At 34.6% G+C, this 11803-nt stretch carries 8 protein-coding genes; 2 read left to right on the top strand and 6 right to left on the bottom strand.

What is annotated here, in order from left to right:
- Positions 1–89: 89 nt before the first annotated feature.
- A complete protein-coding gene (locus GXM17_RS14400; RefSeq protein ID WP_163400021.1) occupies positions 90–1178 on the bottom strand; it encodes a M42 family metallopeptidase in 1089 nt (362 codons plus the stop codon).
- 81 nt (positions 1179–1259) lie between these two features.
- On the opposite strand from GXM17_RS14400, the gene GXM17_RS14395 reads away from it, so the two are divergent.
- Positions 1260–1937 carry a DUF4294 domain-containing protein gene (locus GXM17_RS14395; RefSeq protein ID WP_163400020.1) on the top strand — a complete coding sequence of 226 codons (678 nt, stop codon included), beginning with the start codon at positions 1260–1262 and terminating at the stop codon, positions 1935–1937.
- Positions 1938–2015: 78 nt separating this feature from the next.
- On the opposite strand, the gene GXM17_RS14390 is transcribed toward GXM17_RS14395, so the two are convergent.
- Positions 2016–4649 carry a valine--tRNA ligase gene (locus GXM17_RS14390; RefSeq protein WP_163400019.1) on the bottom strand — a complete coding sequence of 878 codons (2634 nt, stop codon included), beginning with the start codon at positions 4647–4649 and terminating at the stop codon, positions 2016–2018.
- 273 nt (positions 4650–4922) lie between these two features.
- Between GXM17_RS14390 and GXM17_RS14385 the strand changes: the two genes are divergently transcribed.
- Entirely contained in the window at positions 4923–5303 is a 381-nt protein-coding gene (locus GXM17_RS14385) for a DUF1573 domain-containing protein (protein WP_163400018.1), read from the top strand.
- A 73-nt stretch (positions 5304–5376) separates the two neighbouring features.
- Here the strand turns inward: GXM17_RS14385 and GXM17_RS14380 are convergent, their stop codons facing one another.
- The 4 genes from GXM17_RS14380 to GXM17_RS14365 form a co-directional block, all read right to left on the bottom strand.
- Complete coding sequence (locus GXM17_RS14380) at positions 5377–5856, bottom strand: hypothetical protein (RefSeq protein WP_163400017.1); 480 nt, start codon at positions 5854–5856, stop codon at positions 5377–5379.
- Positions 5857–5949: 93 nt separating this feature from the next.
- A complete protein-coding gene (locus GXM17_RS14375) occupies positions 5950–8088 on the bottom strand; it encodes an OmpA family protein (RefSeq protein ID WP_163400016.1) in 2139 nt (712 codons plus the stop codon).
- 1 nt (position 8089) lies between these two features.
- The gene (locus tag GXM17_RS14370; protein WP_163400015.1) at positions 8090–9019 is read right to left on the bottom strand and encodes a PorP/SprF family type IX secretion system membrane protein; all 930 of its coding nucleotides are present in this window, start codon (positions 9017–9019) and stop codon (positions 8090–8092) included.
- Positions 9020–9047: 28 nt separating this feature from the next.
- Entirely contained in the window at positions 9048–11693 is a 2646-nt protein-coding gene (locus tag GXM17_RS14365; protein ID WP_163400014.1) for a gliding motility-associated C-terminal domain-containing protein, read from the bottom strand.
- Between the last annotated feature and the right edge of the window lie 110 nt (positions 11694–11803).

Genomic DNA, 11803 nt, shown 5'->3' with positions numbered 1-11803 from the left:
TGGTCTTTTAGCCCCGATGGAACTGGCATCCTTTTATGGCGGGGTTCGCCATAAAAGATATAAGGGACAGCGGGAATAGCTCCTTAAAATTATTTGAAATAAGAAAAAGTCTCATTATTTTCGATTTTCAATAAGGATTCATAAATCAGCCGAATCACATTTTCAACATCTTCTTTGTGAACCATTTCTACAGTGGTGTGCATATAACGCAATGGCAATGAAATCAATGCTGAGGCCACACCGCCGTTGCTATAAGCGAATGCATCAGTATCCGTTCCTGTAGCTCTGGAAGTCGCATGACGCTGAAACGGAATTTCTTTTTCTTCGGCAGTATCAACAATCAAATCACGCAGTTTATTCTGAACGGCAGGTGCATAGGCAATTACCGGACCTTTGCCCATTTTAAGATCTCCCTCTACCTTTTTGTCAATCATTGGGGTAGTCGTATCATGGCAGACATCCGTAATAATAGCAACATTTGGCTTGATGGTTTGCGCAATCATTTCGGCACCACGCAGGCCAATTTCTTCCTGAACAGAATTCACGATATATAAACCAAACGGAAGTGTTTTATTGTTTTCTTTCAGTAAACGGGCAACTTCAGCAATCATAAAACCGCCCATTCTGTTGTCAATGGCACGACAGACAAATTTATTTTCATTAAGAATCATAAATTCATCAGGATATGTTATCACACAACCCACGTGAACCCCCATTTCAAGAACCTGTTCTTTCGTTTCACAACCTAAATCAATAAAAATATTACTTAATTTAGGAATTTCTTCTTTATCACGCAAACGCGTATGAATAGCCGGCCATCCAAAAACACCTTTTACAATTCCTTTTTTTGTATGAATATTGACTCTTTTTGAAGGTGCAATCTGATGATCCGATCCTCCGTTTCTAATTACATATATCAAACCATCATCTGTGATATAATTTACATACCATGAAATTTCGTCAGCATGCCCTTCGATTACCACTTTAAAAGGAGCATCCGGATTTACAACTCCAACAGCAGTTCCATAAGTATCGGTAATAAAAGTATCTACATAAGGCTCCAGATATTTCATCCAGATTTTTTGTCCTTCGCTTTCATAACCCGTCGGCGAAGCGTTATTTAAGTAGTTTTCTAAAAAAGCGATTGAAGTGTCATTCAGTATAGATTTTGTAGTCATAAAATATTTTTTTGCTAATTTAAAAATTTGGTATTACAGTTGTGTATATAATGTATAATTTTACACTTAAATATATATTCCATGAGATTTACAATTTGTATTTTATGTTTTCTTTTAATTTCTTTTGCTGCCAAGGCACAGATTACACCAAAAGAGAGTGAAATGGGCTATACGCTTACCGAAAATGATTCGATTTTGGGCGATACTATTCAGTTACCTGAAATTCTTATTTCGAAAGGAGAACTGGATCCTGAAGCCAAAAAGCAGTTTTTGATTCTTCAAAACAGGGTTTACAAAGTGTATCCTTATGCAAAATTGGCGGCAGACCGGCTAACAGCTTTAAACAATGGAATGGCGCGTTTGAAAACCAGCCGTGAAAAGAAGAAATATTTTAAAATTGTAGAAGACTATCTCAACAATGAATTCGAAGCCAGACTCAAAAAACTTTCCCGAAAACAAGGGCAAATTTTAGTAAAACTTATCCATCGACAAACCGGAATAACAACTTATGAACTTGTCAAAACTTTAAAAAGTGGTTTTAAGGCTTTTATGTCAAATGCAACCGCAAATATGTTTGACATTAGTTTAAAAAGAGAATATAAGCCTTTTGAAGTCAACGAAGATTATTTAATAGAGTCCATTCTGGTCCGGGCATTTGAATCAGGCAGATTGGGCTATCAAAAACCTGCAAATCCAGTTGACTATAGTAAACTTGAAGCCTATTGGGAACAGAAAGCTGCAGAGCTTAATAAAAAATGAGGATTTTGAGAAAAATATAAAACCCCGACAGAATTTAAAATTTTGTCGGGGTTTGTTTATTTAAAATAAGTTTGAATTTTACTTCAAACCAGCCAGACTCTGCTCGATAGTAGCTATTTTCGCCAAAGCATCGGCTTGTTTTTGTTTTTCTATATTTAAAACTTTTTCCGGAGCTCCGTTTACGAACTTCTCGTTAGAAAGTTTTGCTTCTACAGATTTCAGGAATCCTTTTGTGTAATTCAATTCTTCTGTCAGCTTTTTGATTTCAGCTTCAACGTCTATGTTTCCTGTAATCGGAATGAAATATTCATTTGATTTTACTCGGAAAGACAACGCGCCATCTACTTTTTCAGAAACATATTCGAAAGCAGAAACGTTTCCTAATTTCGTAATAATTGAATCAAAATAAGTCGAAAGATTTTCACTGTTGATTCCTTTTAATTCGATTGCATCCTTAAACGGAATATTTTTGTCTTTACGAATTGTTCTGATTCCGGAAATTACTTCGATTGAGTTTTCAAAATCAGCAATTAATTTCGCATCAAATGGTTTTAATTCAGGCCAGGTTGAAACAATTAAAGCTTCTTCAGGCGTTCTTTCTGCGATTAACTGCCAGATTTCCTCCGTTAAGAAAGGCATAAATGGGTGAAGTAATTTCAAATTGTTTTCCAACATTTCAATCGCTTTCGTGAAAGTTAGAGTGTCAATTGGCTGTTGATATGCGGGTTTGATCATTTCTAAGAACCAGGAACAGAAATCATCCCAAACCAATTTATAAATAGCCATTAGAGAATCTGAAATTCTGTATTTCTCGAAATTATCTTCAATGTCAACTAAAGTTTGCTGTAATTTCGCTTCGTACCATTCGATTGCCACTTTTGATGATTCCGGCTGCGGAATAGTTTCTGAAACTTCCCATCCTTTAATCAATTTGAAGGCATTCCAAATCTTGTTGGAGAATCCTTTTCCTTGGTTGCACAATTCTTCATCAAACATAATATCGTTTCCTGCAGAAGCACTCAAAAGCAATCCTACACGAACACCGTCTGCACTAAATTTATCGATCAAATCTAAAGGATCAGGAGAATTTCCTAATGATTTAGACATTTTACGACGTTGTTTGTCACGTACTAAACCAGTCAAATATACATTTGTAAATGGTTTTTCTCCTGCATATTCATAACCTGCAATGATCATTCTTGCCACCCAGAAAAATAAAATATCCGGACCAGTAACCAGGTCATTTGTTGGATAATAATATTTGAAGTCTGCACTTTCCGGATCCATGATGCCGCCAAAAACAGACATCGGCCATAACCAGGAAGAGAACCATGTGTCTAACGCGTCAACATCTTGTCTTAAATCTTTTGTTTCAAGTTTCAAGTTTGAAGTTTTCTCCTGTGCCAATTTTAGGGCATCTTCGATGTTTTCTGCAACTACGAAATCTTCTTTTCCATCTCCATAATAGTAAGCCGGGATTTGTTGTCCCCACCATAACTGGCGGGAAATATTCCAGTCGCGAATGTTGTTTAACCAATGTGCGTAAGTGTTTTCGAAACGTTTTGGGTGCAATTTAATATCTCCCGTTTCTAAAACTGACTTAATTGCTGGTTTTACCAATTCTTCCATTTTCAGGAACCATTGATCTGATAATCTTGGCTCGATTACCGCTTTTGTTCTTTCAGAAGTTCCTACTTTATTTAAGTGTGTTTCTGTTTTTGCTAAAGCTCCGATTTCCTGAAGTTCTTTTTCAATTTCCTTTCTAACTACAAAACGGTCTTTCCCCTGATAATGTAATCCGAAGCTGTTTAAAGTCGCATCTTCATTAAAAATATCAACGATTTCAAGATTGTGTTTTTCACCCAAAGTTTTATCGTTCATATCGTGCGCAGGCGTTACTTTCAAACATCCCGTTCCGAATTCAACGTCTACATATTCGTCTTCAATAATCGGAATTACTCTTCCGCAAATTGGAACGATCGCTTTTTTACCTTTAAGATGTGTAAAACGCTCATCATTCGGATTGATACAAATTGCAGTATCTCCAAAGATAGTTTCAGGGCGTGTTGTAGCGATGGTAAGGAAATCTTCTGAACCTTCAATTTTATATTTTAAGAAAAATAATTTTCCCTGCTGTTCTTCGTAAATAACTTCTTCGTCAGACAAAGTCGTTTTTGCTTCCGGATCCCAGTTTACCATTCGGTATCCTCTGTAGATAAGTCCTTTGTTATATAAATCAACAAACGATTTAATTACAGAAGCAGACATATCCGGGTCCATTGTAAATTTAGTACGTTCCCAATCACATGATGCACCTAATTTCTTAAGCTGCTCCAAGATTGTTCCACCATATTTATCTGTCCATTCCCAGGCGTGTTTTAGGAATTCTTCGCGTGTTAAATCATTTTTATTGATTCCTTCGGCTTTTAACTTCGCTACCACTTTTGCTTCAGTTGCAATCGAAGCGTGGTCTGTTCCCGGAACCCAGCAAGCATTGAATCCTTTAAGACGCGCTCTGCGAATTAATACATCCTGAATCGTATTGTTCAGCATATGTCCCATGTGAAGGACTCCAGTGACGTTTGGCGGCGGGATTACAATAGTATAAGGTGTTCTATGATCTGGCTCCGAATGAAAATAATTGTTTTTCATCCAGTAATCATACCATTTATTCTCAATCGTCTTAGCGTCAAATTGTGCTGGAATCGTCATTTAAATAGGTTTAATCGTTGAATTTGTTAATTGTTTATTGTACTTCGCCAAAATATTACTTTTTAATTATTAACTGAAATTGACATTACTTATAATTTAAAATAAGGATTAAAGGAAATGATGCAAAACAGTTAAACCAAAAATTGGTTTAGTTTTTGTACTTGTAACTGACAGCAAAAGTAAATAATTAAGTACACTATAAAAAACGAATTAATAATTTGTGTATTAATTAAAAGAAAGTATATTTACCCCTATCTTAAAAACAGTTTCAAAATGAAAAATGTTATTAAATTTATTGCAATCGTACTATTTAGCGTTGCCGGATATTCTCAACACGGTCCTAAAATTGAATTTTCGGCTCCGGACAACACTATTGATTACGGAAAAATTTCCAAGACTGACAATCCCGTTCGTTCTTTTGAATTTACAAACACAGGAAATGCTCCATTACTAATTATTGGCGCTCAGTCGACCTTAAGCTCTATCATAGTTACAAAACCAACTGCTGCTATCCAGCCTGGAAAAAAAGGAAAAATTGACGTAAAATACAATATGGCTGCAGGGCCAATCCGCAAAACGATTACGGTTGAGACCAATGCCGTTAATTATCCTGACGGAAGGATCGCTTTAAAAATTAAAGGTGAAGTTTTATAAAAAATAATTTTAAAAATAGTAAAGCCGTTTCATTAGTTTGAAACGGCTTTTTATGTTTTTTATTCTCCTATTTTTATTTATCAACGCAGTCGATGCTGTCAAATTTATATTTCACACGTTCAAAATCAATAGGTTTATCTTTAACCAGATACGTCACCCCCATTGTAGTCTGCATGGTTCCGTTCCCCAAGATAAGCTGCTTGCCTTTTTTAAGGAATGCCATTGGATTTTTGAATGTTTTTTTGTTTGCTCCTTCTGTAAAAGTATAATCTGCAAACAAAGTATCACCATGAAACTCTCCTTTGATTTCACCGATTCTTTCTTCTGCACCAGAAACTTTCATTGACATGTTTCCGCCTACTTTTCCGTTTTCTAAAATATTCAATTTTAAATCTATGATATCAGTTTCATAAGTTGCTTCATAACATTGGGTACTTACCACTTTTTCAGCTTCAGTACTTACTGTTTCAGTTTCTTTCAGGTTTTCACTGTTTTTACAGCTTTGCAGTCCGGCGAAAGATAAAATCAGACAGGATAAAACTAGTTTTTTCATAATTGAATATTTTTAATTTCAAAGTTATACTCATTAAAAATAATAAAAAAGAAGCCAATGATAAGGCTTCTTAGTTGAATTTATTTTTAAAAATTACAAACCTTTAATCACAAATTCAGATCTTCGGTTTAATTCGTGTTCCTCTTCTGAACAGGCATTATCTGCTTTACATTTTATAATTGGAACAGATTCCCCATAACCTTTGGCGGTTATTCTTTTGGCATCAATACCGGACTGAATTATAAATTCTCGGGTAGAATTTGCTCTTTTTTGAGATAGATCTTCATTGAATTTAGCATTTCCCCTGGAATCGGTGTGTGATCCGATTTCGATTACCATTCCGGGATATTTCTTCATTAGCTCTACAACCCTTCCTAAAACTACCTTTGATTCTTTTCGGATATACCACATATTATAATCAAAATAAATCGGGTCGGTTTTAATGATAAGTCTGTCTTTATCTCTTACAACATCTTTTTCCTGAGCTAAAATCTGATTTACTTTTTCTTTTTTCTTTACTTCCTCTGCAGCAATTTTATCGACTTTGGCTTTTTTTTCTGACTCTTTTAAAGCGATTATTGCAAGGGCTTCTTTTTTCTTATTTTCTTCTTCTATAATAAGCTCCTGTTTTCTTTTATTTTCAGCAGCCTGTTTTTCTTCCAGTTTGACAATTTCTAAGGATTTTAATGTCATTGAGGCATCATTAGTTGCATTTCTGGTCTTCCCTGAAGCTAACGATTTTGAGTTACTGGTATAATTTTCTTTGGAAGCCAGCACAGTAAAAGAAGTTTCACAAGGCACAGTAAAACTAAATTTTCCGTCAGCAGTTGTTTTAACTAAATTGAGCTGTTTTTTCTCCGCATCCTGAAGCTCTACAATTGCATTTTCTAAAACTAGCTTTGTGTCGGCATCTGTTATAATTCCGGCAATAAACTGTTTACAATCCTCAACAACCAGATCCTTAATTTCTTTTAACTGATAGATGTCGTCGCTTCCTTTTCCGCCTTTTCTGTTTGAGGAAAAGAATCCTTCTTTAGTTACCGAATCAAAATTAAACGAAAAATCATCTAAATTCGAATTAACAGGCAAACCAACATTTACAGGCTTTCCATATTCTTTTTCTTTAATTTCTGAAACAAATATATCCAGTGATCCGTATCCTAAATGCCCTTCTGATGAAAAATAAAGTTTATTGTCTTTTGATACAAACGGAAACTGTTCTCTTTTATCTGTATTGATAATTGGACCTAAATTCTTTGGAGTATCAAAAGCACCCTGATTTATATTTACAGAATAAATATCAAAAGAACCCAATGTTCCCGGCATGTCAGAAGCAAAATACAATACTTTTTCATCTGCGCTTAATGCCGGATGTTCTACAGAATAATTATCACTGTTAAAAGGAAGCGAAACTATATTGGTCCATTTTCCGTTTACTAATTCAGCTTTAAAAATCTGCAGGTTTGAGATTTTTTCTTCATTTTTTCTTTTGCTGCCGTTTTCTGAATTATTACGTGTAAAATAAATTGTTTTGCCATCTTTTGTAAAAACTGCATTCGACTCATGCATTCCGGTTTTTAATTCATCCGAAAAATAATGCGTTATCTGATCCTGCAAATTTATATTTTGGATTGGAACAGCAACCAAATTCAGGTAGGCTGCATTATCCCATTTGTACTTTTTATCAAATAATCCGGGTTTCAGTTTCACTCCGGCAAAAACCAAGCTGTCATTATATTTTACTGCCCCAAACTCTGAATTTGGTGTGTTTATAGCTAAGTTTTTTATTTCGAAACGGTTTCCAATTGCAGCAACATTTTCCAACGTTTTGATGTCTTTTTCAAAATTCAATAAGTCTTCACTATTTTCAGATTTTGAATAGTATGTCTTTAAAGCTTCGTTTGCTTCTTCTTTATTCTCTGTGGCTTTTAGCGTTTGGGCATATTTGAAATAGTAATTTCGGTCTAAATCCTTATCGTAATTTTTAATTAAAAGCCTGTAATAACGTTGCGCTTTTATCACATCATTTGTATAGTAATAAGAATCAGCGAGGTTTTTAATTACCTCCTGCGAAGGTTTTTCCTGAGCTAGTTTCTCATATAAAACTATGGCTTCAGCGTAATACGTTCTGTCAAAAAAACGCCTGGCCCTCGCCAGATCCTGATCCTGAGCGTTTACAAACTGTATAGAAAATACGAATACAATAACGAGTAGTCTGTTGATATTTTTCATTTTAAAAGAATCTTGGTGATTTATCATATCCTTTTCCTAATAAATCCAGATCAAAAAGCAGCATAATCTCGTGAGTTCCGGAGTTAAATTGTCCCAAATTTGAAACGGTATAATCATAAGCATATCCAATTCTCAGGGATGGTGTAACATTTATATTCATTAAGGCACTCACAGCATCATTTAGTCTGTAAGCAGCTCCCAGTTCAAACTTTTCATTATACAAAACATTGGCTGTAATATCAACTGAAAGAGGTGCTCCGGAAACAAATCTTGACATAAATGCAGGTTTTAATTTGAGTGCATCATTAATCTGAAAAACATATCCTGCGGTCAAAAAAGTATGGATTTCTTCAGACCCGAAAGCGTTGATACCTGATTTTTCTTCAATATGTTTTGAACTCAGTAAATTCGGAACAGACAAGCCTATATAATATTTATCAGTAAAATAATAGGCTCCTGCTCCAATATTAGGTTTAGTAACGTTTATATTTTCGGCGAAAGCCAAATCTGTAGCAGTATCTGTAAAACGAAATCCGTTAAAATTAGTTTGTAAAGAAGTAAACCCTGCTTTCAATCCGAAAGAAAGTTTGTTTTTACCTTCTAATTGAAGCACATAAGCAAAATCAGCGTAGAAATTATTTTCTTTTTTCGCACCATCACCAATGTCATCTGAAATTAATGAAGCGCCTACTTCAATCTTTTCATTCAAAGCGGTATGGCCAAAAAAAGTAAAAGTTTTTGGTGCTCCTACTGCTCCAACCCATTGCGTTCTGTATAATCCTCCTAAACTAAGCATCGCAGCAGTACTTGTTGCATAAGCAGGATTTACTACACTCATATTATACATATAATGTGTATATTCAGGATCTTGCTGTGCTGAAGCTGATGTAACGTAAAAAAGGAAAGTTATAAAAAGTATTATTTTTTTCATTGAGACTATATTAAAATGTAAATGAAGATTATCTATTTAAATAAAGACGACCCTGCTGAGGCGGTTTATTATCTTTATTGAAATGAATAACATAAAAATAGACTCCATTTGGCGCTATTCCGTCACCAAAACCGGCTCCTTCAGAATTTTTCCCATCCCAATCCGGTTTGTTTTTATTTCCTTTAAACAAGACATTTCCATATCGATTATAAATTTCGAGAGTATAATCTGGATACAAGAAATCAATTTTTAGAATTGTAAAAGTGTCGTTTACATTATCTCCATTTGGTGAGAATCCATCCGGAACAAAAAAAGTTTCATATTCGGTTTCATCACAATGACTCAGGGAAACTTTCACTTCTAAATGATCTTCTGAAATACAATTTGTAGATGTTGATAAGTCGAAACCATAATAAGTTTTATTGTCTGTAAGTGGAGTTGTTGGGGATAGCAAATTACCATTACTTACAGCATCATACCAGACCACTGTTGATGCCGCATTTGTGTTATTAGATAAATCTAAAATAACAGGATTTTCTAAACCGCAAAAATTTTGCCCGTCAGTATCTAAAACTGGCGCCTGCGAGTCGCTTACTGTCACTGTAATCATTGTAGGCGGTGAAGTACAACCTGCTGCTGAAGTTTCTGTTACCCAATAATCCTCTGATTTTAAAACATCTGTGTTAGATAAAGGTGTAGTTAGCGTTGGCGAGTTGTACCATTTATACTGAGAGTTATTTGGAACCAGATTAGCAATTGTAGCTTTGTCAACTTTACAAAAAGACTGGTTTGCTGCAATAGGAGCTGCGGGAATAGCATTTATTGTAAATGTATCCGAAACGGTTGTCAAATTTATATCACAAGTTGTATCATTATTTAACAGATTTGTAATTGAAATTGATGTAGCACCTGCGTTTGGCAATAAAGTAGTCGGAATAATAAAATTAGCTGTTCCGTTAGTTACTGTTAAATTTACTGTTTGCACAGTTGCAGAATTGCTGCCGGATAATATATATGAAATTGTAACATTTGTAAGTGTTCCTAAACCGGTTACTGAAGCTGAAAAAGTTTTATTGATACAATTATCTGAAACTCCGACTTTCAAGTTGCTTACATCAGGTAATTTGTTTATAATTAAATTTCCGTTTAAACTCGCTGTATTTGTACAATAAGGGGTAGCTGCATTGGTTATATTAGTAATCGTAATAATCGAATTACCACTATTGGCATTTAAGTTTGAAGGAATCGTAAAACTTGCACTTCCGCTTACAACATTAATCGTTGCTACCTGAGCAGTTGCTGTGTTTGATCCTGAAACATTATATAAAATTGTGTAAGTTCCATCTTCTAATCCCGAAGCATTTAAAATCATTGTCTGAGAACTTTTATTCTGACAAGTTACTGCCGGTGTCAAAACAGCTCCGTTTAGAACCGGTGTTTTATAAACATGCAGAACATCTGATATATCATGTATTATATTTACACAGCTGCCTTCACTATTAATTTCTTCAATTTTTATAATGCTGATGGTAAAACTTCCTGACTGTTGAAAATTATTCCTGCTTAAACCGAAAGTTAGATTTCCATTAGAAAATGTATCCTGTATTGTTCTTGTTCCTCCATTTGGTCCGGAAACCGCATAAGTAACAAAATATTGACCATCTGGTATATTCTGAATTCCCTGTGATATTGTTGCTGTATAGGTTGCGGTTGCAATATCTGACTCGCAAATATCATTTCTTACTTCTAAAGTTGCACCAGTGAAATCGTATTTCTTTTCAATTTTAATACTTACAACAGCTGTTTCTATATTACATACCGGACTTGAAGGCAAAACTGTATAAGTAAAATTATAAGTTCCTATACCAAAATTATTATATATATACTGAACATCTATATTATGGTCTTTTATAAAGGTAATTTGTCCTGTGCCATTATTATCAGTCCATGTCCCTCCCGGATCTTCATCTGCAACCCAATCATTCAGATCAAGATTTGAATGGACCGAAAAATCACTGTCTTCACATAATACTAATTCTGAAGGCTTTCCTGGTTCCGGAGATCTGAAAATAGTTACAAAACCTGTTGAAGAAACAGCAGGACAATTTCCAATAGCAGCAATAGTATAGGTAAACTTGTAAGTTCCAGGTTGGAATGTTGTTGCATTTATAGTACTAGGAGATGGAGTATTGTTTGTGTCATTGTACCAGCTTCCCCCTGATTGAGGACTCAAATGATTATTCGCATCGAATATCTGAAAAAGATTGAATGCCTGATCATCACTACACGCAGATGCTTTTTCTGCAACACCTGCATATCCTCCAATAATAACTTCAATAGTTGCTGAATTATCTGCGCATCCATTAGTACCGGTAACCGTATAAGTATAATGATACAGCCCACTGGAAGGAATTATCTGAGCATTTAAAATGCCGGTAATTTCATTTAAACCTCCCGAATTATCATCATCTGACCATGTTCCCCCAGGAACTGCAGTAGCACCTAATAATGGAAATAAATCTATTGCCTGACTATTAATATTGGTTATATCACAAACTTCAAAAGGAGCCGAAGAGTCAAAACCAGCACATTGTGCAAAACTTTTAGTAGGAAGTAAAAGAAGAGTAAGAATATAAAAGCTAATAGCAGTTACAAAAGAGTATTTTTTAACCATAGACTAATAAAATTTTTGTTAAAAATACTCAAATTATTCAATAAAACGATCTAATCCAAAAAACAAACCAATAATTAGCTAATTATCAATTAAAAAATTAAAATAAAGCA

It is taken from the genome of Flavobacterium fluviatile, assembly GCF_010645065.1.
Taxonomy (GTDB): Bacteria; Bacteroidota; Bacteroidia; order Flavobacteriales; family Flavobacteriaceae; genus Flavobacterium; species Flavobacterium fluviatile.
Note: the sequence above shows the minus strand (reverse complement) of the source record. Positions and strands in the feature narration are given on the sequence as shown.

What these genes read in the sequence shown, in the direction of transcription:
- GXM17_RS14400 (WP_163400021.1), bottom strand. Translation starts at nt 1,178, where the DNA reads ATGACTACAAAATCTATACTGAATGACACTTCAATCGCTTTTTTAGAA.
- GXM17_RS14395 (WP_163400020.1), top strand. Translation starts at nt 1,260, where the DNA reads ATGAGATTTACAATTTGTATTTTATGTTTTCTTTTAATTTCTTTTGCT.
- GXM17_RS14390 (WP_163400019.1), bottom strand. Translation starts at nt 4,649, where the DNA reads ATGACGATTCCAGCACAATTTGACGCTAAGACGATTGAGAATAAATGG.
- GXM17_RS14385 (WP_163400018.1), top strand. Translation starts at nt 4,923, where the DNA reads ATGAAAAATGTTATTAAATTTATTGCAATCGTACTATTTAGCGTTGCC.
- GXM17_RS14380 (WP_163400017.1), bottom strand. Translation starts at nt 5,856, where the DNA reads ATGAAAAAACTAGTTTTATCCTGTCTGATTTTATCTTTCGCCGGACTG.
- GXM17_RS14375 (WP_163400016.1), bottom strand. Translation starts at nt 8,088, where the DNA reads ATGAAAAATATCAACAGACTACTCGTTATTGTATTCGTATTTTCTATA.
- GXM17_RS14370 (WP_163400015.1), bottom strand. Translation starts at nt 9,019, where the DNA reads ATGAAAAAAATAATACTTTTTATAACTTTCCTTTTTTACGTTACATCA.
- GXM17_RS14365 (WP_163400014.1), bottom strand. Translation starts at nt 11,693, where the DNA reads ATGGTTAAAAAATACTCTTTTGTAACTGCTATTAGCTTTTATATTCTT.